This is a genomic window from Photorhabdus australis DSM 17609, assembly GCF_000711895.1.
Lineage (GTDB): Bacteria > Pseudomonadota > Gammaproteobacteria > Enterobacterales > Enterobacteriaceae > Photorhabdus > Photorhabdus australis.
The window spans coordinates 1-23,808 of the sequence record NZ_JONO01000052.1; the positions used below are offsets into that span (position 1 = coordinate 1).

Sequence of the window (23,808 nt, forward strand, 5' to 3'; positions counted from 1 at the left end):
GTAAAAGGCCAGCCTCCCCATCGTGATTCACGCTGGTATGTCAGCTCGCTACCGTTGGAGGCGGAAATCGTGGCTAAGGCAATAAGAAGGCACTGGTCGGTAGAAAACGAGCTGCATTGGGTATTAGATGTCACTTTTCGAGAAGATGCTATCTCACTCAAAGATCCTGATGGGGCTGCACAAATGGCGCTTTTTAACCGAATTGCATTAAATGTGATTAAACAGAATACCAGTATAAAAGACAGTCAGGCGGCTAAACGTCGAAGAGCCATTTGGTCAGGGGAATTCCGTAGTCAACTTATCTTTGATTAAATTAAATACAAAGTGGAATCCCACCCTGATATCAAGGGTCTAATGCCAGAGTATCCAGGGCATGGGTTCTTTGAATGAATAATGGCCTGGACAGATAGGCCATGTTCAATTTTTAATATTTTTTCCAGCCATCTACTTCATTTTTTATAATCTGATGGGCTTTAGAAATGAAATCATTATTACTATGGTGTTTTTTAATATAGTCAATGGCTTGTTTTGCAATTTCTTGTCTTTTGATATCATCTTGCATTAATTCACGGATTGCTGAGACAAATAAATCTACTTTATCAAAACCATCTCCTAAAACATTACCCACATGAATGCCAAATTTAGATGTTAGATCATCAGGATTGCGGTTACTAACAAGTAAGGTACCGAATGATAATGCTTCAAGGAAAGAAACGGGTAAAGCTTCGTGAATTGAAGTGTTAACTAATATTTTTGCATCACGTAAAATTGCATCCTTTTGTTTACCTTCAATATGACCAATAAAGTGGAGGTTCTCAATATTTTTATAGCCTGCTATTATTTCGTGATTTTTATCGTCGTCTCTGTATACTCTCCCTAAAACATAAAAATCATATTCAGGCATTTTTTTTGCAATTTCACAGAATAACCAGCCACGTTTTACAGACGCAATTCGTCCTAAGAAGATAATCATATCCTTTTTTCGATGTGTGGCTATGTCGAATGTTTCGTCAATATCAATGGGGTTTGGAACATATTCAATCTTAACATTCGGATCTAATTTATATAAATCTTTAGCTTTATCATTCAGGCAATACGCTTGTGATATGAATTTCACTCTGCCTTGCTGATACCAATCATGAACTAAATCGTAAATATTTTGGTCATAATATGATGTTTCAGGAAAGAGTTTTACAGTAAAAATCTCATCCCATTCATACATTGGACGGGGATCTTGAATCCATAATATTAGTTTTTTATCTTTACTGGGTTCATTTTCTATAACGTGTTTATAGGTTAATTCAACACTAAAGTAAATATCGTAGTTTTTGTTTTTTAACCACTGGCGTGCAAACCATTTTCTACGTGGTAGTCGATAAAGAGAAACATTGTCTACAGTATATTTTTCTGCAAAAAAATGGCTTTTACCCTTACCTAATAGTACCTCGAATTCAAAATCCTTATTTGGTAAGTATTTTGCAATATAATTGCGTGCTAAATAACCATATCCTCCGAACCGAGTATCCGCAGCACCAAAGAATTCGTCAACAATTAATCCTACTTTAATTTTACTTTTACTACTCATACTCATTAAAAATTCCTCTATAATTTTTTACTTATCCTGGTAAGATATGGCGTCTTCCAAAATGGCTTACAACAATAAGTATACCATTTGATCTCATGTATGCAGTCCAAAATGAAGCTTTTTTCTACTCCTCTATCCCATTAGTGGAATCAGCAAATTCTTTCCGCTTCAGGTTGGTATAAAGTGAGGGTTGTATTTAAGAAGAGAGGAAATTGAGAAAATGACGATAAAGAAATTAATTATTCTAATGGATTTCAAATAGAAATTACCGAGAAAACCAGTAAGAAAAAAGAAGTTTCACGCCTCTCTTCTTTGGTCAACAACAAAATTCCTCTCAACGTTAGCGGGCTTTTGCCTTTCCTACTTTCTGTTGACCATTTTACACCTGGCAAATTTCAGACATAAAAAAACCAACCGCAATTGGTTGGTTTTTCTAGGGAAATTTGGTCGGCATGAGAGGATTTGAACCTCCGACCCCCGACACCCCATGACGGTGCGCTACCAAGCTGCGCTACATGCCGATAATTTGTATTATAGTACTGATTTTTTATCTAAAAGCAAGTACTGAATTTCGTGACCGATTGATTTTTAAGCATTTAATTGGCTATAAAATGTTTAACCTCTGTTAGTATCTGTAACAGCTGTGCCAGATTGGGTTTAGCATCTTTGACTTCGTTACCTTCGAGGTCATACAGGTAATAGTCTCCGTTTTTATCCAGAAACAGGGTGTTTTCGTTGGTGATAATGATTAGAGAACCATTATCACCAGTAATAATCCATGGGTTGTCGCGTTGTGCTGTAAACAGGTCTTCACCTTGAGAATAATCAGCAGGAGAATTACGAACATGCAACAAGCGTTGCATTAATGTTGTCATGACGTCCTGATGACTCGTCAATTTGTCGATTGTCTGTGGTGGAGTGTCTGGCCAGTGAATAAGCAGAGGAACCTGCATTTGAACACGATTGAATTTATCATTATTTATCCACTTAGGTGGATGGGTAGCTGTTATTTCACTATGGTCAGCGGTAATGATAATTACCGTATTATTCAGGGCGTTTTTGTTCTTCAGTGTTTCTAATACAGTGTGGATTTGGTTATCCAGCGCTGATTTGTCAACGGGTTCAGCAGCTTTATCCAATCCATTCATCTTCAGTAAAGAAAACCATGGGGTGCTAGTATTGGGTAAATTCAGCCATTGTTGCCATTGTTCTACCGTAAGTTGGTTGCTTTGGTTGACTGCAATAGGTAATGAATAGTCGGAAAGCAATGCCTGACGATAAAGCGGAGTTTTAAACCCTTCTGAGGAGAATAACCCAAATTGATATCCTTGATGAGTCAGTGCATTGAACAGCGCTGATGATTTACGCCCAGCAAGTATTCCATCCAGATAGCCAGAAGAAATACCATAAAATAACCCGAACAAGGCGGTATCATTTTGAATACCAGTACTGAAATGCTGATTGAACTGAATGCTGGTTTCTTTAAAACGAGAGAGAACAGGCATATTTTCGGTAATATCTTTATTATCCAGCCCGTCAACAACGAGTATTAATAGATTGTATCCACTTCCTTGATCCTGATAAGTCAGATTATTCAGTGGATATTCAACAGATAAAGCAGCAGGATCACCCTGTTGCATAATGCGGCGCTGATATTCTTTCTGATCCAACAGACCATGTTTTTCAAGAAATTTACGCGCTGTCATTGGATAAGAGAGCGGTAGGTTAGAGCGTTGCATAGTTATTGGCCGGTAAAAATTAGCATCAGACCAGATATACATCAGATGGGAAGCCAGAAAAGCAGATATGAAAACCGCCGCCAATGGCTTACCAAACCGTTGCCGATTCAGACTACGTAGTTTCTGCCAACTCCAGGTACCAAATAACATCTGTACCAGAAAAATGACTGGGATACAGATAAACATCAATTGCCATTCCCGTGCCAATTCCCCCTGATCAGGATTGATCACCAGATCCCAAACTAAAGGTGTAAGGTGAAGGTGGAAACGGTTGTACACCGCGCTGTCAAATATCAACAGTGTTAACCCGGCTGTGGCGAAAATAGCTGAAAGAAATCTTAGCAGGCGCTGTGACATGACAATAAATGTCAGTGGAAACAGAATTAGCAGATAAGTAGCGAAGACAATAAAACTGAAGTGCCCAAGCCAACTGACCAAAGCATAGATCCGACCGAACAGTGAGCCCGGCCAGTCAGAAATAAACAGGTAACGGCTGCCTAATCCAAGGCTGAGCAGGATATTGAATAAGGCAAACCAATGCCCCCAGCTAATCATCTGGGAAACTTTTTCTCGATAACGCTGGCGGCTAGTCACCATAATTTTGTTTACGTTTTGGTCTTTAGTTAAAAATTAATGAGCTTTATCTTCGTTTACTGAAGATTTAAGCGCGTGTGCAAACGAGTCGGCTATATGTCTGCGTTGTGCCGGGGACACACTCGTATTGATTAAATTTGTTACCATATTGCCCAGTACCATCAGAGAAAGATCTGTTGGTGTGTGGTTTTTTTCCAGAACACTTACTAATTCTGTTAATAAACGTTCAACGTGTTCGTCACTGTAACGGGATGACTGTGGCATAAATTTAAACTTCCTGAACTAACAAAGCACACTATCTTACCGTATAGGTGAGTGATTTTCTGCCCTTTTATAGCAAATTAATTCATGGTTAATATTATGTTGTAATAATTAGGACGTCTTTAGCAATTTTGGGGGCGTTGCCGGTAAATAGTAGCGGATAATACATGGTGAAACGCGATTTTTCCCCGGTTTTTTTATTGCAGCAACTTGTTATCAGTGTTTGAATACGCCGTTAAAAGTGAATGAAGTAAGCAGAGAAAGGAGTGGAAAGAATGAGTCTACAAATAGACCAAATTGCCTTGCATCAACTAATCAAGCGTGATGAACAGACGCTAGATGTCGTGCTGCGTGATTCTCTGCTCGCCACCGATCAAGTGGTGGAAGATATGATGGCTGAATTACATCGTGTATACAGCGCAAAAAGCAAAGCGTATGGCTTATTTAATGAAGAGAGTGAATTAGCAGAAGCTCTTAGACATCAACGCAAGGGTAATGAAGATTTTCTTGGATTTAGTCGCGCAGCAACGGCACGTTTGAGGGATGAACTGGCTAAATATCCGTTTGCTGAAGGTGGGACGGTCCTATTCTGTCAGTATCGTTATTTGGCGGTAGAGTATTTATTAATTGCTGTACTTAATAGCTGTAACAGTATGTCTGTTAACGATAATTTAGATTTGAATACCACGCATTATCTGGATATTCCTCATGCTGATATTGTTGCACGTGTAGATTTGACTGAGTGGGAAACCAATTCTGAGTCAAGTCGTTATTTAACCTTTCTGAAAGGACGAGTAGGACGTAAGGTTTCAGATTTTTTTATGGACTTTCTCGCTGCCAGTGAAGGTATGAATGCTAAGGTACAGAATAAAGGCTTATTACAGGCAGTTGATGATTATTGTGAATTTGGCCAGCTTGATAAAAATGAACGTCAGTCATATCGCCAGCAGGTATATAGTTATTGCAATGAGCAATTGCAGGCGGGAGAAGAAATTGAACTCAAGGAATTATCCCAGGAATTACCCACACTTGGCGAACAGAGTTTTCAGCAATTTTCTCAGGAACAGGGATATGAACTGGAAGAGAGTTTCCCGGCAGATCGCAGTACATTGCGCCAGTTGACTAAATTTGCCGGCAGCGGTGGCGGATTGACAATTAATTTTGATGCAATGTTATTTGGTGAAAGAATTTTTTGGGACCCGGTGACGGATACTTTAACAATTAAAGGGACGCCACCCAATTTACGTGATCAATTACAGCGTCGTAGTGGCGGACACTGATACCAGAAATAAATAACGCCGCAAATGCGGCGTTATTTACTCGGCGTCCCGAAAAGCTCGACTGTGGCTAATTAAGCACGCAGGAAGTCAATGTGCGCCAGTTTTGGCTTAAATGGATGGCGCTGTACAGCCTGCACTTTAACTTTAGTTTCTTTACCATCAATAACCAGAGTCAGAATTTCGCTATAAAATTCTGCTTTGTGTTCCATATTGATAACTTTATCGTGATCCAGCTCGATAGAAACAGGTTCTTGGTTGCCACCGTATACGATAGCGGGGAACTTGTTAGCTCTGCGCAGGCGGCGGCTCGCACCCTTACCCTGCTCTTTACGTACTTCTGCATTAATAGTAAACATTATTTTTTCTCTTTCTCACTTAAGAGGAAAATAAATCCTGCTTCAGGCGACCCAGCAGCAGGCTCGAGATTTGGCTTAACGTAGCGTTAAACGGGCGGCATTCTAGCGAAAAATGGCAGTTACAGCAAATGGAATACGTCGATCTTGAACATATTAATACAATTCATCTGCTCGTCGGAAACGTCCTTGATAGTCAAAGATTTTTTCACGGATCTGCCAGAATTGGCCTTTTTTACGGGCGATAACGAAATCTGGGTGACGTAACAAGGATTGCTGCTGAACAATTTCTGAGGCTGTTTTCCAGTTAAAAGGTACAGCGGGAGCACGTTGATGATAGCGGAGAAATTGATGCTGAAAGGCCAGTCGTTGGGCTGAGGTTGTCAGCCGAAAACGTTCGGAAACGTCAGCGCCATCTTCATCATAGTAGGTGATTTTTAACCATTCTCCTTTGCTGTCAATTCCAGGGATAAGTTGCATACCACCACAACGGAGTACCAGCGCATCTTTGAGTTTCAATGCTGCTTTCAGCATATCGTCGGGATCGACCAGCACCTCCTGGCAACTATGACAACGTCGTGCCGCAATGTCATTTTCAGCACCACAATGGGGACATAGTTTAAAGCGAAAACGGAAGTTGCATTGGTGTCGCTTGCCATGTTGATCCGCTTCCCAACCCTGACAACGGCGTCCAAAATGCTCTATAACTTCACCATCGGAGGTGCATTTTCCCCAGAATATATTGGCAAAGTTGCAGATAGGGCAGAATACTTGAACTGGCTGGCTTTGTTTATTTGGTTTATGGTTACCTATTTCCGGTGTGTAGAGATCGTGGGGATTCCCTGCGTAATCAAGAATAAGGCAATCTTTTTTGCCCGGGAATAATCTCAGACCTCGGCCAATAATCTGTTGATACAGGCTGACGGATTCAGTCGGACGCAGGATTGCGATCAAATCGACATGAGGTGCATCAAATCCGGTGGTCAATACGGCAACGTTAACCATGTAACGCAATTGTTGAGCTTTAAAGGCTTCGATAAACAAATCACGATCGGAGGTTAATGTGTCGGCACTGACTAAGGCAGCTTGACCAGAAGGGAGTAATTGAAGAATCTCTTTAGCGTGTTCGACAGTGGCAGCAAAAAGCATAATCCCTTTGCGATCAGCGGAATATTCAATAATTTGTTTGATAATATGAGGTGTGATGCGTTTTTGTCGTTTGATTTCACGATTTAAATCAGTTTCATTAAAAATACCTTGCTGACTGGAGCGGACCTGATTGAAATCATATTGCATAACTGGCATATCCAGCCGCTGTGGTGGCACCAGGAAACCATGTTTAATCATATAACGCAGGGGCAATTCGTATATGCAATCACGGAAAAAACTATTTTCGTCACCACGGATCATACCGTGATAGTGATAGTGATATATCCAGCCGATGGCCAGTCTGTATGGTGTTGCGGTTAATCCAAGAATACGTAGTTGTGGATTATGTTGTCGAAGGTGATGAATAATTTGCTGGTACTGACTGTTTTCATCATCACTGATACGATGGCATTCATCGATTATCAGTAAGGAAAATTGATTATCAAAATGTTCAAGATTGCGGGCGACAGATTGCACGCTGCCAAATACGACCTTTCCTGAGCTTTGTTTCTGTTGTAATCCGGCGGAAAAAATATCTGCTTGTAACCCATAAGCGCAATATTTGCTGTGGTTCTGTGCAACCAATTCTTTTACATGAGCCAGTACTAATACTCTCCCTCGGGCCAATTTTGCCAGTTCAGCAATAACCAGGCTTTTACCTGCTCCAGTGGGTAGCACTATAACTGCGGACTCATGATGGTACCGGAAGTGATTGATAGTGGCATCCACTGCTTCTTGCTGGTAAGGACGTAAAGTAAAAGTCATATTTGCTCTGTAACAGAAAAACACTCGTAAGAGGGTAACATTTTTCCGATAATCCGATAAGTTTACTGTGGATAGAAGTGAGAGAAGATAATTGTTGTTTATAGTAAACATAGTTATGATTAGCATGAAAATATTTTAAATTTACTTTCATATTCTTCTTTTTTGGTGGCTCTGCGTTGTGGTGCCAAGATAGTAGAGTCATATTTATTTTTGAATTAATTTAATACAGGTGTCTTCATCCATGCGATTGGATAAATTTCTGTCACAACAGCTTGGTATCAGCCGGAATGACGTGGGGCGCGAGTTGCGCGCGGGGCGTATTACTGTTGATGATGAGATTATAAAAACCGGAGCTTATAAAATAACGCCAGAACAACAAATCATGTTTGATGGTTCATTACTGAAACAGCAGCAAGGACCCCGTTATTTTATGTTGAATAAACCATCAGGGTATGTCTGTTCTACGGATGATCCAGTGAACCCGACGGTTCTCTATTTTATTGATGAGCAGGCAGCACATAAATTACATACAGCTGGCAGGCTAGATATGGATACTACTGGTCTGGTCTTGTTGACTGATGATGGTCAATGGTCTCACCGTATTACTTCCCCCAAACACCATTGTGAGAAGACCTATCTGGTAACACTTGAATATCCAGTTGCAGAAGGGACAGCAGGTAAGTTTTTTACGGGTGTTCAACTTAATGGTGAAAAAACGCTGACAAAACCGGCCAAACTGGAAATTCTGGAACCTCAAGTAGCCCGCCTGACGATTAGTGAAGGACGCTATCATCAGGTAAAACGTATGTTTGCAGCAGTAGGCAACCGGGTGACAGAACTTCATCGTGAACGAATTGGTGAAATTATCTTAGATCCTGCTCTGGAACCTGGGGAATACCGACCGTTAACTGAGCAAGAAGTTGCCAGCATTACTGTTCCTTAAGCCTAACTTTGGTTAATCATTTTAAATTATTGGAGCAATACGCGTGCAACAACAACGCTTATCCTATTTGGGGTTGATTTTAATCCTTGGGCTTCTTTCTATGTTAATGCCTCTTGCCATTGACATGTATTTACCCAGTTTGCCAACTGTTGCCAGGGATTTCGGTGTGGATAACGGACAGGTTCAGATGACACTGAGCAGTTATATTCTGGGTTTTGCTATCGGTCAGATAGTATATGGCCCAATGGCTGACAGTTTGGGACGTAAACCAGTTATTCTGGGGGGAGTTATTGTATTTGCTTTGGCTTCAGTTGCGTGTGCAATGGCTCAGAATATTGACGATTTTATTTATATGCGTTTCTTACATGGGTTTTCCGCTGCTGCTGCGGGTGTTGTTATCAATGCTTTGATGCGGGATGTGTTCACGAAAGATGAATTTTCGCGCAGCATGTCTTTTGTGGTATTGGTGATGACTATTGCGCCATTAATTGCCCCGATTCTTGGCGGTATGATGATGATTTGGTTCTCATGGCATGCTATTTTCTGGAGTATTGCGATTACTTCTGTTATTGCTGCATTTCTTGTTGTTCTCTTTATAAAAGAGACTTTACCGAAAGAGAAAAGACAAAGGTTTCACCTTCGCACAACCATCAGTCAATTTATTATGTTATTCCGCCAGCGTCGCGTGTTTTGCTACATGCTTGCCAGTGGCTTTTCATTTGCGGGAATGTTCTCTTTTCTCAGTGCAGGGCCATTTGTTTATATTGAGTTAAATGGTGTATCTCCTCAGAACTTTGGTTATTACTTTGCGCTTAATATCGTGTTTCTGTTTGTGATGACGACGATAAATAGCCGCTATGTACGGCGCTTTGGGGCGCTGAGAATGATGAATTTTGGTTTGAAAGTGCAGTTTGTGATGGGGATTTGGTTGTTATTGTCTACCGCACTCAATTTTGGCTTTGCTGCTCTGGTCATAGGTGTTGCAGCTTATATATGCGGTATTTCTATGATTACATCCAATGCAATGGCGGTGATTTTAGATGATTACCCACATATGGCCGGAACGGTATCTTCATTGGCAGGTACAGTTCGTTTTGGGATTAGTGCCTTCGTTGGAGCATTACTTGCTATGTTGCCAGCATATAATGCCTGGCCAATGGTTGGCTCTATGGTCTTATGTGTTATTTCAGCTATGTTACTGATCACCTATGCAAGAAAAGGTCTTAAATAAAAATATAAGGCTGTGTTATGTGCAGCCTTTTCCTTATCTATGTATTCCTGATTAGCGAGATGGGGAATAATCTGATTTCTGTTAAATTTATCAATAATATCAATGTATTGTGTCATGCCATGTTATTCTAAAGTCTAACATTAGATAATGAAATGGTATTAGCCATTTAATATTAAAAGCATTTTCTGCATCACTAAAATCATCATTAAAAACCATAATATTACCAAGGGAATCATTTGGCAGGTTCCTGAATATCAGTGGTTATTTGGGAATTGAGTGATCGGCTTTCTATGATTGAACCGGTTTATTTCTAAGGTGGTGAAGTTATGTTGTATTTTGTTGTTTCTTATATCTTGTTTTTTATTGATGGAGATAAGGGCAGATCTCTCAATATAAGGAAATTCCGAACTATCAGATTCTGATAATAAATGCCTATCAATCCATTGGTTATAATTATGAATTGAGTGTTAATATTATGTTAAAACAAAAAATGTTGAAGCACGTTATCATTAGGTTATGATTAATTTTTCCTTATAGAACACGTTGTTATTGATTTATTTTTATAGTTCTTGTTTGATTTTTATGTTAATGGCATGAGTTGAAAAAATAAAATATGTAAATAATTATTAAACATGTGGTTATTTTTTTGCATAAAAAAAAGTTGAGTTTTCCTCAAAAAAAGTATAAATATATGTAAAATGCGAGATTGATCGCATTTTTTCTACGGTGAAGTTTGAAATTAATGTAATACTATAAACACAAATTTAACTTTTTGTTTACCTTTTGGGGGGTTAGTTATTCGGTTTTGGCGAGTAGAACACCTGAAGATAGTCGCTAACTTTAACTTTATTTATTTATGTTTCTTTCAGGTAGGAATAATTCGTGAATAATATTCAGCTTTCGGTGGTACATCGACTACCGCAAAGTTACAGATGGTCACCTGGTCTTGTGGGTATCAAAGTTGAACCACTCCCGGTTGATGAAGTAAATGTAAAAAGTAGCCTGATGGGGTTGAAACTACTCAGCCACGAAGATGCGGCTGCGTGGAATGTTATGCAGAAATTACAGCAGTCACTCGCTGATATGCAAATTGGAAGCACTGTGATTGAATGGGAAGGCCAGCCATGCTTGTTTGTTGATAGTGAAGATGAAAGTGCTGTTATGTGCCGTTTGAAGACTCTTGGTGCAGCAATTGCTGAAAAGATAACAGCACTTTATCCATTCTGACTATAAACAACAGAAGAGAAGAAAGGCGCTTCCTTTGTTGGAAGCGCTTTTTTGTATGCAAGGGAAAAGATGTTTTTAACCGTTAGGCATCATGTTACTACTGATGACCCGGCGGCCACCATAATAACGTTTACTCCAGTATGTGCTGCTTAACCTGGAAACAATCACACCATTGCTGGTGGAGGCGTGAACAAATTGGTCATTGCCAACATAGATGCCAATATGCCTTGTGCGGGCACCAGTCTTAAACAGAACCAAATCACCAGGACGTAATTTTGAGCGGTCGATTTTTCTACCAATGTTTTGTTGCTCAGATGTTGAACGGGGCAGTTCCATGCCAAATTGATCACGGAAAGTACGTTGAACAAAGGCAGAGCAATCTATACCGCGTTTGGTATTACCCCCAAGCCGATAGGCAACACCTTTCCAGCCATTGTATTGACTCAGGATTTTAGATTTTATATCCAGATTGCGAACCAGCGCTTCGAATTCATCCTGAGACGCTTGCAGTAAGAAACCGTTCTTACCATTTACTGCATGAGTATCAGTTTGTGCATTGCGAAACTTTGAAGAATCTGGTGAACTGCACGCGGATAACGTCATTGTCACGAACAGCGCGGGTATCAGCCGCGTAGTGTATCTCAGTGCCGGTTGAGGCTTGACCATTATTCTTGTTTTCCCTTGCTATCCTTACCTTAGTTGATCGCTATTATTGAAAAATATCAAACGCTTCGGAGCCTGGTGTTAGAAAAAACAATTAAGTAAAACGCGTTTGGTGTAAAAACGCGCTAGATGCCACGTTTTATAACGATATTCACAATAAATGTCATACAAAACCGAGAGTACCGAAACAATCAGGAAAAGGCGAGTATTTAGTAGCATAATTTACAAAAAATTAGATTACTGAGTGGCGAGAGAATAGGAATGTTGTTAGCTTATGTTTTTTATGTGGATCTTATGAGCAATTGGGAAGGTTGAATATCTTCCCAATATTATTCAGAAAAAAGGAGCTGAATGAGAAAGTTTTAAACCGGACGACCAATTTGCGGCAGAAGTTTATCCAGCCAGTTAACCATTATGTCACTTAATGGGGTTAATAATAACCAACTTGTTCCAATCAGAACCAAGGATAAAGAGCCGACTGCAATATCAGTAAACCAGTGAGCTCCTGCCATGATACGAGGTAATGCAAATATGACGACGATAAGTAATGCAATGGAGAACATTTTACCTGAGATATAGCGCAGGATAAAACAGCTGAAAATCAGTAGCATTAATCCATGATCGCCAGGAAAGCTATTGCCAGAGGCATCTTTTGTCATTAGCTTGGTCATTTCGCTAATGCGATTGACATTATCAAATGTTAATGTCGGGCTTGGGCGAGTGACTGGGATCTGATGACCGATTTGATTAAGTGTCACTGCGCTTATCAGCATGACCAGACCAATTATGAATAACCGGCGCTTTCCATGATAATTCTGCTTACGGAATGCGCTGTAATAAAGTAATCCCATACAAGAAAGTGAAATTACATCAAAAACTCTGATATTCACAAATGCCACAAATTCTGTGAATTTTGAGTCAGGTATCAATCTTTCGTTAAAGAAATAAAAGATTGCAGAATCAATCTCTAACCAAAAACCATGATGCTCTGGTAAATACCAGGAAAGAAATAAAGTGACCCCCAATAGGTTCAATGTAAATATGGCAAACGGGTGACTGCGTGTCATGGGATACCTATTTTGTTAAAAGTAAAATTCAGTAGTAACTAAGTTCACAATATGCAAGTTAATATAACAAATATTGGGTAATATATCTGGTGATTTTTTTATCTATTTTGTGCTTTTCCCTTTCTGGTTATTGGCTCTGATAAGTTTTCCAGGTTAATTCTATAGATTTTTATCGAGTTGGATGTGTGATATTTAAAATTAAAAATTCTTAATTGGATAGAGGTTAGCTCTGAAAATCAATTAATATAAAGATATAAATATTTTAATCAGCTCTGGAAGCTAAAAATCATAAATAAACACCGAAAATAGCCGTTACCAATAACATGGCCTCATAAATTTTTCTGATTTCCAGAGTAATTTTGGAAATTGAAGCAAATAATGTTGTCTTATGGCGGGGATTTTATGCCTATGTTCCGGATGATTATTGGTTGTTTTTTTCTTATGATTCCAGGTTTTGCCAGTAGTGAATCAGATGTAATATCAAGTTCAGGGGTTATTCGTTTCTCTGGTGCAATTGTTGAGTCACCGTGTCGTTTTGATTGGCATGATAACTGGGCTAATACCACTTGTTGGCGAAAGGGACATAAAATTACTCAACGACGAAAACTTGATCTAGAGCATGATATTTATTTTTATTTACCTCACCAAATTGGGGTAACCGAAATTAAGTGGGTAAAGAGAAAAGAAAAAATTGGCGTTGTTACAATTTCCTATAATTGATGTTAGGAAAAAATTTAAATATTATTGCTTCAGTGCTTAATTGAAGAAGATTAGGTATTTTATCTGTTGTTCTTGAACTGTATTAAAGAAAAATAATGATAGGTTAAGTTGCATTTTATTTGAGAATTCAATTGATTTATGTCTAAGTTATCAAGGAAAGCAGGTAACTGATTTTCGTAATGATATGGGCGAAGGTGAGTTGCTCTGTTTTATACAGTGCAACTCAGAATTAGCTAATGTTGTTAATCACAACGTCCCATATAGCGGCGTTCTGCAATATGAATACGAATTTTTTCACCACTACTGATATATTCAGGCACTTGAACAGTGAGACCTGTACTCATTTTAGCGGGTTTTGTCCGTGCGCTGGCAGAAGCACCTTTAATTCCGGGGGCAGTTTCTTCAATAACCATATCGACTGTCTGTGGAAGTTCAAGGGCAATAACCTGTCCGTCTATTGTTAGAACTTGCATACCAGGCAGGCCACCTTCAGGGATAAATAGCAGCTCTTCTTCGATTTGTTCCTTTTTAAAATGATAAGGTGTGAAATCCTCATCATCCATAAAGACATATTCATCGCCATCAATATAGGAAAAGTTAACGCTGCGGCGGGTCAGGCTGATCGTATCAAGGATATCATCTCCTTTGAAACGTTCTTCCACTTTTTGCCCGGTACGGATGTCGGTGAAACGCATTTTATATAATGTACTGGCACCACGAGCGCTTGGTGATTGAATATCAATATCTTTAACCAGCAGTAACTTACCATTATAAGTAACAGCAGTACCGCGTTTAATTTCGTTGGCTTTAGCCATATGTAACCTTCCATAAAACAGGGAGAGAAGAATCGGCGACAAAATTACTCGTAGTCAAGGAATTAGGCAAGTGGGAGATTAAAAAACCCCAGCGTTTTTTTACGTTGGGGTTTGTAGTAAGAATGTTTTATATATCAACGATACACTGGTAATAGCTCAAAAGAGGCAAAAATATGAGCTATAGCATTTATCAAACCAAATAGGATGACAAACCCAATAAGGAATTTCCCTCCTGGTGCTCGGTAATTGGCTTCGGGGAAGCGTTGGCGACTGGCTCGCGCCATAAGTGCCGGAATAATAACTGCCCAGAGAGTTGCTGCTAATCCGGCAAAACCGATGGCATACAGAAAACCGTCTGGAAATGGCAAAGCCAGGGCTGTAGGTGGAATGAATGTTACTAATGCAGATTTCAACCGGCCAATGCTGTCATCTTTGAAGCTAAAAAGATCGGCTATGTAATCAAATAATCCTAAAGAGACACCAAGGAATGAACTGGCCAATGCCATATAAGAAAATGCAGTAAGAAATTGGATGACAGCTGTACTATTTGCTGTATTATCCATTTGTTTCAGTAAAGCGCCTATATTCCCACCATCAGCAATAACCTGTTTGAATGCTTCGCGGGGAATATTTCCCTGAATGACATATTGCCACAGGATATAAATAATTAATGCGATTAACGCACCAAATAACAGACTGCGAATAACGGCCTTGATATCTTTATGATAATATTTTACTAAGCTTGGAATATTACCGTGATATCCGAATGAAATAAGTAAATAGGGCAGAGCAGCTAAAGCGTAAGGCATATACTTTTCTGTCGTATTGTTTGATATGGCATCACCTTGATTGAATAGGATTGCAGATTTAACTTCTGTAAACATGCCACCAATGGACATGAAAAAGGTAATAACCATACCACCGATTAAAATTGTGCTCAGACGATCGACAGCTTTAGTTGATAACCAGACGATAAACGCGACGATAAAGGCAAAAATAAAGCCAGAACTCGCCTGTGATATTGGAACAATATTTTCAAAATTGTGGGCAATGATTGAGCCGCCGGCTGAAATATAGGCATAGGTCAGTGTATAGAGAACGAATGTAATAGAGATACCGTTTATTGCACTCCATTTTTTGCCGAGTAAATCTTTAACAATAGTATGAAAACTCGCTCCTGATGGATAGTTCAGGTTGGCTTCCAGAATCATTAAGCTGGAAAAATACATACACGTCCATGTGTAAATTAGCAGAATAATTGAGCCAGTAAACCAAACACCGGAAGTCACCACTGGAATGGAGAACATCCCGGCTCCAACCGTGGTTCCGGCTATTATCATGGTACCCCCGAGTATGGAAGGGCGTTTTAAACTCTGAGCTGTCTCAGTGGACATATTAACTCCTACTGGGTATGTTATCTTTGTACTAGCTTAAAGATACATTTTTGAGTATGGAGTGTAAATAGGTGTCATAAAGTATTATTTGAAATTAAACTAATGATATAAGTTAGTTCATTTAATAAGGTAAAACCTATTCTCTTGCCACATTTTTATTGCATTCCGGCTGGCTTCAAAGTGAGGTTCAGGGAGATTATCGGGATCGCACCACATAAGTTGTTCGCATTTTTCTGGTTCCATCAATTTGGGTTCGCCGCCTGGGTGTTTCGCTAATAAACACACTGAAATAGTATGTTTTCCCTCCTGTTGATAAGTCTGAAGATTATTACAAATACCGTAGACTTTAGGGGATTGTATTATCAAACCCGTTTCTTCTTTAATTTCACGGATAGCGCATTGTTCAAAAGTTTCTCCGACATCAACATGACCACCAAAGATTGACCAGTATGGCGCATGTTTACCGCTACGTTTTCCAAATAACACTTGACCATACTCATTTACAATAACAACGCCAACACCCACAATTACGGACATTTAATATATTCCTTCAGTTAAGTTTCAATAAGTTAATATCTCTTTTAAAGAAAAAAGAGCTTAGATACTATTCTGACGCGCAAGTCAGCTTAAGACAATGAGCAAGAAAATAAGTAATTTAACTGAAACGATTCAATTTTAGTGGTATAAAGTAATATAAATAGGACGAAAAATTCAATAGTCATAATAATTATCCACTCAGGAGACACCGGGCAAAATGAGCCGTAGAGTTGCCACTATTACCTTGAACCCAGCTTATGATTTGGTTGGATTGTGTCCGGAAATCGCCAAAGGGACAATTAATCGTGTGCAAACGGTCGGATTACATGCTGCGGGTAAAGGCAATAATGTTGCTAAGGTTCTGCGTGATTTAGGTATTGACGTTACTGTCAGTGGTTTTTTGGGTAAGGAAAATCAGGAAGGATTTCAGCAACTTTTCAGTGAAAATGGTATGACAAATCGTTTCTATTTAGTACCAGGTAGAACCCGAATTAATGTCAAATTGACAGAAAGAAACAGTGAGGTGACAGATTTCAATTTCTCTGGTTTTTATGTCAGCGAAAACGAATGGTTGAAATTTTTTAATGATTCACTTTCATGGCTTGGACAATTTGATATGGTCGTTGTCAGTGGTAGCTTACCTACAGGGGTTTCTGCTGAATCTTTTACAGATTGGATGGCTCGCCTGCGTCAGATTTGTCCTTGCATTATTTTCGACAGCAGCCGTGAGGCATTAGTTGCAGGGTTAAAAGCCTCTCCCTGGTTAGTTAAACCGAATCTTCATGAGCTTGAGATTTGGGCGGGTCGACTGTTGCCTGGCTTATCCGATGTCATCATGGCTGCACATCAACTTAGGGACCTGGGAATAGCTCATGTCGTTATATCTTTAGGTGAGCGGGGCGCATTATGGGTTAATGCATCTGGAGCATGGTTAGCAAAACCACCGCCTTGTAAAGTTGTTAGTACTGTTGGCGCGGGTGATTCAATGGTCGGTGGTTTGGTTTATGGTTTGCTGATGCGGGAATCCAGCGAACATACGTTACGATTGGCGACGGCTGTATCTGCACTGGCAGTTAGCCAGCCTAATGTAGGTATTAGCAATCGCCCTGAATTAGCCGCAATGATGGCTAGAATTGAACTGGCACCGATTAAATGATGTTTTGTTTAATGAAGAATTACTTTTGTTGTGATTTTAGCCAGGCAATTTCTTGCGGCCAGATATCTGGATTAATCGTTTCAAGGATCAGCGGAATTTCATCAAAACGGATATCTTTCATAATATAGCTGAAAGGTGTTTTGCCAATATTACCTTCCCCAAGGCTATGATGCCGGTCAACACGGCTGGCAAATTCACTTTTTGCATCATTTAAATGCATTCCGCACAGATACTGAAAGCCAACAATTTTTTCGAACTCCTGAAAAGTCTGTTTACAAGCATTTTCTGTACGTAAATCGTAGCCAGCGGCAAAGGCGTGACAGGTATCAATGCAGACACCAACTCTGCTTTTATCTTCAACTTTGTCAATAATTGCCGCCAGATGTTCAAATTTAAAGCCCAGGTTTGTGCCTTGACCAGCCGTATTTTCGATAACCGCAGTAACTTTTTGGGTTTTATTGAGAGCGATATTGATAGATTCTGCAATTCGTGCCAGACACTGATCCACATCTATCTTATTAAGGTAACTGCCAGGATGAAAATTCAGTAAATCGATACCTAGCTGTTCACAACGTTGCATTTCATCAATAAAAGCCAGCCTGGATTTTTCCAATGCTTCAATTTCTGGATGGCCCAGATTAATCAGATAACTATCGTGAGGGAGAATTTGTCGGCTACCATATCCATAGCGTTCACAATTTTCTTTAAATTTATCGATGACATGAGCGGTTAACGGTGGTGCATTCCATTGGCGCTGATTTTTTGTAAACAGAGCAAAAGCAGTGGCTTTCAATTCATGTGCTCGAATGACGGCTTGATCGACTCCACCAGCAGCGCTGACATGCGCTCCAACAAATTTCATATTTTTCTCCTTCCTACTATATATTCCATTATGTCATTGTTCGGGCAGTCAATGAACCTTAAGAACGAAAAGGTTATATACCTGTTATCTTTCAAGTTGCCTCTTTTTGTTGGCTGCACTCACTCACCCCAGTCACAGAGTTATCTATGCTCCTGGGGATTGGCTCCCTTGCCGTCGCGATGCATCTTGAAATCTATTGGGTATATATTGATGAAGTTTTTCAGTGTGAATATTTCGATCAACCAAGTATATATTGGACGCCTAAATTTATCAGAAGTCCGCCGATTACCAGCCATATAAACAAAACCAGAGCTAATAAGATAGGTTTAAATCCAGCTTGACGGATAGCACTGACATGAGTAGTTAAACCTAATGCAACCATAGCCATAGCGAGCATAATTGTATCGATGTTGATCAGATAATTAACTATTACTGTAGGTAATAAATTAAAAGAGTTAAAACCGGCTATTGCGATGAAGATCACCGCAAACCAAGGGATAGTAATTCGGGTTCTTTCTTGACTGTTTTTGCTATTTTGAGTAGGGGCACTGCTGATATAACTGGATAATAACAACAGAAATGGTGCTAGCATCATAACCCTAATCATCTTACTGATAACAGCAGCGTTCTCGGCTTGATCGCTAATAGCATGTCCAACAGCAACAACTTGAGCAACTTCATGAATGGTGGAGCCAGTAAAGATACCAAAGGCTTCTTGTGTGAATGAGAACCACTGATAATGTTCGTTGAGTTGATAAAACCATGGATAAATGAAAATAGCGATGGTGCCAAAGATGACAACTGTTGATACAGCAACAGCAACTTTACTGGCGGGAGCATTTACCACAGGTTCTGTCGCCATAATAGCCGCTGCCCCGCAAATACTACTACCGGCACCAATCAATATTGAGGTTTGTTGGTCTAATCCAAAGAGTGATCTGCCTAGCCAGATTGCAATAAAGAAAGTTGAAGACAACATAATTACGTCAGTTAAAAGACCGGTAGCACCTACGTCAGCAATTTGCTGAAATGTTAGACGGAATCCATAAAGAATAATGCCTGCTCGCAGGAGATAATGTTTTGAAAAATGAATACCTTCATCACAATAAGGTTTAAGTAAAGGATAAACGGTATTACCGATAATAATTCCTGCCAGAATCGCCAGTGTCAGTGCGCCCAGCCCCATATTAATAAACCATGGAATATTTCCAGCATAGATTGAAATTGCGGTAAGTATTACCGCCATTATTAGCCCAGGTATTAATTTCATTCCGGGAATAGATTTTTGTTTACTAAATTCTTTAGCTTGAGTGTTAGACATAGAGATTGCTCGCTTTGCTTATATATTTTAAAAATAAGTATATAGCAGACAGATTTATCGTTAAAATTGATAAAATTTTTATATATAATCTAAAAAAGTGGTAAAAGAGGAAGGATTTTTGTTAAGTTGTTTATTTTTGTATAAAATTAAAGCAATCTATCAGGCTGACACTATATTTTGTGGGGCAATATGCATATTACACTGAGGCAATTGGAAGTTTTCACAGAGGTATTGAAAAGTGGCTCAACGACACAAGCCTCTCTGCAATTAGCGCTTTCTCAATCTGCGGTGAGTGCTTCATTAACAGATCTGGAAAACCAGCTTGGTGTGCAGCTTTTTGACAGAGTAGGAAAACGGCTGGTAACTAATGAGCACGGGCGTTTACTCTATCCCAAGGCTTTGGCATTACTGGAACAGGCAGGAGAAATTCAGCAGTTATTTAAACAAGAGCTGGGTGCATTACGTATTGCTGCCAGTAGTACCATCGGTAATTATATGCTGCCGGAAATGTTGGCAAATTATCGTCGGGATTTTCCTAATACACCCCTGGAGTTAAACATCAGTAATACTCAGGATGTTATCAATTCTGTTCTGGAATTCCGCGTTGATCTTGGTTTGATAGAGGGTTCTTGTCACAGCCCTGAATTGATAACTCAGCTCTGGATGGAGGATGAGTTGGTTATTTTCTCAGCTCCTGAGAATCCGTTAGCTAAACAGGTGTTGAAATTGGATGATTTAGCTAAGGCATCGTGGATATTAAGAGAAAGAGGATCGGGTACCAGAGAGGTATTGGATCATCTGTTATTTGCTCGCCTACCTGGGTTCAAGATCTTGATGGAATTGGGAAATTCTGAAGCGATAAAACATGCTGTTAGATTTGGTATGGGAATTAGCTGTTTATCCAGACGAGTTGTTGCAGAACAATTGGAAAATCACACTTTGTTGGAACTGAAGGTACCAGAATTGAAGCTTTTCAGAATGTTGTATCTGATTTGTCACCGGCAAAAGCATATGTCTAATGCACTGCAAAAACTGCTTAGTTACTGCCAGTGAATTTTATTTCTTATTTAAGAGCTAGTTATATTACTTATAATTTTTTCTGAATTATGAAGGTATCTTATAATTATGCTTCCTTGCTATTTTGATAGCGAGGATTTGTTACAATCCGCCATCAGGTTTATTCTCAGATAACAGGAACATAATGTCTCAACAACAAAGTATTTCCCGGAAACCAATAGCGCAACATTTACGCCGTGAATTAAAAGCGCGACATTTGGCAATGATTGCTATTGGTGGATCAATAGGCACTGGGCTATTTGTGGCTTCAGGTGTGACGGTTTCACAGGTCGGGCCTGGTGGAGCATTACTTTCCTATGCGTTGATTGGCCTGATGATCTATTTCCTGATGACCAGTCTGGGAGAGCTGGCTGCTTATATGCCTGTTTCTGGTTCTTTCTCAACTTATGGTTCCAAATATGTTGAAGAAGGATTTGGCTTCGCCCTTGGTTGGAATTATTGGTACAACTGGGCGGTGGCTATCGCGGTAGATTTGGTGGCTGCTCAGTTGGTTATGGCTTATTGGTTGCCGGATGTGCCAGGTTGGGTTTGGAGTGCGTTGTTTCTTGCATTGATTTTCCTGTTGAATTCTATTTCAGTGAAAGGTTTTGGTGAAGCTGAATATTGGTTTTCTTTGATTAAAGTTACCACAATTATTGTCTTTATTGTGGTCGGAGTATTGATGATAACCGGTATCATGAAAGGTACAGAAGGTGTTGGATGGCATAATTGGACTGTTGGTGATGCCCCTTTTGCTGGTGGTTTCTCTGCTATGATTGGTGTAGCAATGATAGTTGGATTTTCTTTCCAGGGTGTCGAACTTATTGGTATTACGGCAGGTGAGTCGAAAGATCCTTCGAAGAATGTTCCCCGTGCAGTACGTAAAGTATTCTGGCGTATCCTGCTGTTCTATATTTTTGCGATCCTGATTATTAGTCTGATTATTCCTTACACTGATCCACGTTTACTACGTAATGAAGTCGGTGATATTAGCGTTAGTCCGTTTACGTTGGTATTTGAAAATGCCGGTTTACTATCAGCTGCGGCTGTGATGAATGCCGTTATTTTAACTGCGGTGTTGTCTGCGGGTAATTCAGGGATGTATGCATCAACTCGTATGCTGTTCACATTGGCAAAAGAGGGCAAAGCGCCAAAGATTTTTGGTAAATTGTCCCAGGGTGGTGTGCCGCGTAATGCTTTGTATGCAACAACGGTTGTTGCTGCTTTATGTTTCCTCAGTTCAATGTACGGTAACCAGACTGTTTATCTGTGGTTGTTGAATACCTCTGGGATGACAGGTTTTATTGCATGGTTAGGGATTGCTATCAGTCATTATCGTTTCCGCCGTGGTTATGTAGCTCAGGGATTGGATTTAGGTAAGCTACCTTATCGTTCAGGATTTTTCCCGGTTGGTCCGATCTTTGCCTTTATTCTCTGTCTGACCATTACATTAGGGCAGAATTATCAGGCGTTTTTGCAAGACAACATTGACTGGTATGGTGTAGCAGCAACTTATATTGGTATTCCATTGTTCCTATTGATTTGGTTTGGCTATAAATTGGTGAAGAAAACCCATTTTATTAAATATAGTGAGATGGAATTTCCTGATACTTTCAATAAGTGAATTTGATCACACTAAATGAAATTAACTGGCTGGTAAGGTCTTTGGATAGATGTTAACCAGCCTGATTTAGCAGTATTTCAATGCTATTCAAAATCAATTTATTATTATCTTAACGTGTTGTTCTATTATGGTTAAATAGCTATTGACAGGAAATCAGCAGAAAACGCTCATTTTTGTAACGAAGTGGACGTTTTTTTATTTTTCAGGGGGTTAGTCATATAATTAATTATGTTATTTACCAAAATTTATGTAAATAACATTGATAATTATTCTCGTTTGCTTTATTGTTAGCGCCATTATTATTAATATGAAAGAGGCTAACAAAGTGAAATTTGTATCTCGATCTATTGCAAAGAGTATCGGTATCAGCCTGTTGGCGGGTTCGGCAGTAATGGCAAGCTTTGCATCATGGGCTGAAACAGTAACCGATATAGTTGGCCGTACTGTTGAAGTTCCTGAGAATGTAAACCGTATTTTGTTGGGCGAAGGTCGTTTGTTTCACGCTGTCGCTTTACTTGAAGGGGATAAACCACTGACTCGTATCGCGGGTTGGCAAGGTGATTTTCGCAAACTGGACCCACAATCCTATGCCATCTATAAAGCTAAATTCCCTGAGATTGACAAAGTTCCTTTGATTGGTGATACCAGTGCTGACAGTATTAGCTCTGAAAAAGTGTTAACTCTCAATCCAGATATTGCTATTTTTGGCTTGTCTGGTCATGGTCCTGGTAAGAACAGCGAATTGGTTGCTCAGCTTGAAAAAGCAGGCGTTCCAGTTGTGTTTGTTGACTTCCGTACCGATCCACTAAAAAACACACTGCCAAGCATTCGTATGCTGGGTAAAGTATTGCACCGTGAAAAACAAGCAACAGAATATGCTGATTTCTACGAGAAGAATGTAAAACTGGTAACTGAAATTACCAATAAAATCCCGGAAGAGAAAAAGCCAACAGTATTTATTGACCTAAGAGCGGGTGCTTTTGAAGACTGCTGTGCTACTGCCGGTAATGGTAATATGGGCAATTTTATCGATCTGGCAGGTGGTAAAAATATTGCTAAAGATGTGCTGCCAGGTGCACTTGGCAATATGAATCTCGAAAAGATTATTGCAATTGATCCTTATATTTACATTGCCAGTGGCGCAAAAGCGCCAGACAGTAATGAACCCGGTGTAAAACTGGGCGCGCAAGCTACACCTGAGCTGGCAAAAGCTAGTCTGAAAAAAATGACTGATCGCAAAGGTATTAGCTCTTTGACTGCGGTTACCGAGGGTAGGGACTATGCTATTTGGCATAACTATTATAATTCTCCCTATAACGTAATTGTTGCTCAGGTATTTGCTAAGTGGTTCTATCCTGAACAATTTGCAGATTTAGATCCACAAGAAACACTGAATAAATTACACAGTAAATTCCTGGCAGTTGAGCCATCAGGTGTTTACTGGGTCAGTGAGAAGTAATCAGTAA

General features: G+C 39.6%; 22 protein-coding genes and 1 tRNA gene. 10 read left to right on the plus strand and 13 right to left on the minus strand.

The window, feature by feature from the left end:
* On the plus strand, positions 1 to 312 hold a 312-nt coding region (locus BO26_RS14490; RefSeq protein WP_036772522.1), incomplete at its 5' end, for an ISAs1 family transposase.
* A 112-nt stretch (positions 313 to 424) separates the two neighbouring features.
* On the opposite strand, the gene BO26_RS14495 is transcribed toward BO26_RS14490, so the two are convergent.
* The 4 genes from BO26_RS14495 to BO26_RS14510 all read right to left on the minus strand — a co-directional run bounded on the left by BO26_RS14495 (position 425) and on the right by BO26_RS14510 (position 4,182).
* Positions 425 to 1,591, minus strand: coding sequence for a glycosyltransferase family 4 protein (locus BO26_RS14495; protein WP_036772523.1), 1,167 nt, complete (start codon positions 1,589 to 1,591; stop codon positions 425 to 427).
* Positions 1,592 to 2,029: 438 nt separating this feature from the next.
* Positions 2,030 to 2,106: transfer RNA gene (locus BO26_RS14500), tRNA-Pro, on the minus strand.
* A gap of 75 nt (positions 2,107 to 2,181) precedes the next feature.
* Positions 2,182 to 3,921 carry an LPS biosynthesis-modulating metalloenzyme YejM gene (yejM, locus tag BO26_RS14505; RefSeq protein ID WP_036772525.1) on the minus strand — a complete coding sequence of 580 codons (1,740 nt, stop codon included), beginning with the start codon at positions 3,919 to 3,921 and terminating at the stop codon, positions 2,182 to 2,184.
* A 33-nt stretch (positions 3,922 to 3,954) separates the two neighbouring features.
* Positions 3,955 to 4,182: a YejL family protein gene (locus BO26_RS14510; RefSeq protein ID WP_036772527.1), complete on the minus strand. Its 228-nt coding sequence runs from the start codon at positions 4,180 to 4,182 to the stop codon at positions 3,955 to 3,957.
* 272 nt (positions 4,183 to 4,454) lie between these two features.
* Here BO26_RS14510 and yejK point away from each other — a divergent pair, with 272 nt between their 5' ends.
* Positions 4,455 to 5,459: a nucleoid-associated protein YejK gene (gene yejK, locus BO26_RS14515; protein ID WP_036772528.1), complete on the plus strand. Its 1,005-nt coding sequence runs from the start codon at positions 4,455 to 4,457 to the stop codon at positions 5,457 to 5,459.
* Positions 5,460 to 5,530: 71 nt separating this feature from the next.
* Here the strand turns inward: yejK and rplY are convergent, their stop codons facing one another.
* Together rplY and radD are read right to left on the minus strand one after the other, a co-directional pair.
* The gene (gene rplY, locus BO26_RS14520; protein WP_036772530.1) at positions 5,531 to 5,815 is read right to left on the minus strand and encodes a 50S ribosomal protein L25; all 285 of its coding nucleotides are present in this window, start codon (positions 5,813 to 5,815) and stop codon (positions 5,531 to 5,533) included.
* A gap of 153 nt (positions 5,816 to 5,968) precedes the next feature.
* Positions 5,969 to 7,726 (minus strand): DNA repair helicase RadD, encoded by a 1,758-nt coding sequence (gene radD, locus BO26_RS14525; protein WP_036772532.1) that lies wholly within the window; start codon positions 7,724 to 7,726, stop codon positions 5,969 to 5,971.
* A gap of 241 nt (positions 7,727 to 7,967) precedes the next feature.
* Here radD and rsuA point away from each other — a divergent pair, with 241 nt between their 5' ends.
* The 3 genes from rsuA to BO26_RS14540 all read left to right on the plus strand — a co-directional run bounded on the left by rsuA (position 7,968) and on the right by BO26_RS14540 (position 11,127).
* A complete protein-coding gene (gene rsuA / locus BO26_RS14530; RefSeq protein ID WP_036772535.1) occupies positions 7,968 to 8,669 on the plus strand; it encodes a 16S rRNA pseudouridine(516) synthase RsuA in 702 nt (233 codons plus the stop codon).
* 43 nt (positions 8,670 to 8,712) lie between these two features.
* Positions 8,713 to 9,900 (plus strand): Bcr/CflA family multidrug efflux MFS transporter, encoded by a 1,188-nt coding sequence (locus tag BO26_RS14535; protein ID WP_036772537.1) that lies wholly within the window; start codon positions 8,713 to 8,715, stop codon positions 9,898 to 9,900.
* 882 nt (positions 9,901 to 10,782) lie between these two features.
* Complete coding sequence (locus BO26_RS14540; protein ID WP_036772540.1) at positions 10,783 to 11,127, plus strand: YejG family protein; 345 nt, start codon at positions 10,783 to 10,785, stop codon at positions 11,125 to 11,127.
* 75 nt (positions 11,128 to 11,202) lie between these two features.
* Here the strand turns inward: BO26_RS14540 and mepS are convergent, their stop codons facing one another.
* Both mepS and BO26_RS14550 read right to left on the minus strand, forming a co-directional pair.
* Positions 11,203 to 11,793 carry a bifunctional murein DD-endopeptidase/murein LD-carboxypeptidase gene (gene mepS, locus BO26_RS14545; protein ID WP_036772543.1) on the minus strand — a complete coding sequence of 197 codons (591 nt, stop codon included), beginning with the start codon at positions 11,791 to 11,793 and terminating at the stop codon, positions 11,203 to 11,205.
* Between the two features lie 359 nt (positions 11,794 to 12,152).
* Positions 12,153 to 12,857 (minus strand): phosphatase PAP2 family protein, encoded by a 705-nt coding sequence (locus tag BO26_RS14550; protein ID WP_036772546.1) that lies wholly within the window; start codon positions 12,855 to 12,857, stop codon positions 12,153 to 12,155.
* Between the two features lie 402 nt (positions 12,858 to 13,259).
* On the opposite strand from BO26_RS14550, the gene BO26_RS14555 reads away from it, so the two are divergent.
* On the plus strand, positions 13,260 to 13,577 hold the full coding sequence (locus BO26_RS14555) for a hypothetical protein (RefSeq protein ID WP_339374651.1): 318 nt from the start codon (positions 13,260 to 13,262) through the stop codon (positions 13,575 to 13,577).
* A gap of 242 nt (positions 13,578 to 13,819) precedes the next feature.
* On the opposite strand, the gene yeiP is transcribed toward BO26_RS14555, so the two are convergent.
* The 3 genes from yeiP to BO26_RS14570 form a co-directional block, all read right to left on the minus strand.
* Complete coding sequence (yeiP, locus tag BO26_RS14560; protein ID WP_036772549.1) at positions 13,820 to 14,392, minus strand: elongation factor P-like protein YeiP; 573 nt, start codon at positions 14,390 to 14,392, stop codon at positions 13,820 to 13,822.
* 134 nt (positions 14,393 to 14,526) lie between these two features.
* On the minus strand, positions 14,527 to 15,786 hold the full coding sequence (gene mtr / locus BO26_RS14565; RefSeq protein ID WP_036772550.1) for a tryptophan permease: 1,260 nt from the start codon (positions 15,784 to 15,786) through the stop codon (positions 14,527 to 14,529).
* A gap of 117 nt (positions 15,787 to 15,903) precedes the next feature.
* Positions 15,904 to 16,323, minus strand: coding sequence for a nucleotide triphosphate diphosphatase NUDT15 (locus BO26_RS14570; protein ID WP_036772553.1), 420 nt, complete (start codon positions 16,321 to 16,323; stop codon positions 15,904 to 15,906).
* A gap of 217 nt (positions 16,324 to 16,540) precedes the next feature.
* On the opposite strand from BO26_RS14570, the gene fruK reads away from it, so the two are divergent.
* On the plus strand, positions 16,541 to 17,479 hold the full coding sequence (fruK, locus tag BO26_RS14575) for a 1-phosphofructokinase (RefSeq protein ID WP_036772556.1): 939 nt from the start codon (positions 16,541 to 16,543) through the stop codon (positions 17,477 to 17,479).
* Positions 17,480 to 17,498: 19 nt separating this feature from the next.
* On the opposite strand, the gene nfo is transcribed toward fruK, so the two are convergent.
* Together nfo and BO26_RS14585 are read right to left on the minus strand one after the other, a co-directional pair.
* Complete coding sequence (nfo, locus tag BO26_RS14580) at positions 17,499 to 18,341, minus strand: deoxyribonuclease IV (RefSeq protein ID WP_036772559.1); 843 nt, start codon at positions 18,339 to 18,341, stop codon at positions 17,499 to 17,501.
* Between the two features lie 238 nt (positions 18,342 to 18,579).
* A complete protein-coding gene (locus BO26_RS14585) occupies positions 18,580 to 19,662 on the minus strand; it encodes a YeiH family protein (protein WP_036772562.1) in 1,083 nt (360 codons plus the stop codon).
* A gap of 189 nt (positions 19,663 to 19,851) precedes the next feature.
* On the opposite strand from BO26_RS14585, the gene yieE reads away from it, so the two are divergent.
* The 3 genes from yieE (at position 19,852) to BO26_RS14600 (ending at position 23,801) form a co-directional block, all read left to right on the plus strand.
* Complete coding sequence (yieE, locus tag BO26_RS14590; RefSeq protein ID WP_036772565.1) at positions 19,852 to 20,715, plus strand: DNA-binding transcriptional regulator YeiE; 864 nt, start codon at positions 19,852 to 19,854, stop codon at positions 20,713 to 20,715.
* A 148-nt stretch (positions 20,716 to 20,863) separates the two neighbouring features.
* Positions 20,864 to 22,342, plus strand: coding sequence for an amino acid permease (locus tag BO26_RS14595; RefSeq protein WP_036772568.1), 1,479 nt, complete (start codon positions 20,864 to 20,866; stop codon positions 22,340 to 22,342).
* Positions 22,343 to 22,649: 307 nt separating this feature from the next.
* The gene (locus tag BO26_RS14600) at positions 22,650 to 23,801 is read left to right on the plus strand and encodes an ABC transporter substrate-binding protein (RefSeq protein ID WP_420864706.1); all 1,152 of its coding nucleotides are present in this window, start codon (positions 22,650 to 22,652) and stop codon (positions 23,799 to 23,801) included.
* Positions 23,802 to 23,808: the final 7 nt, after the last annotated feature.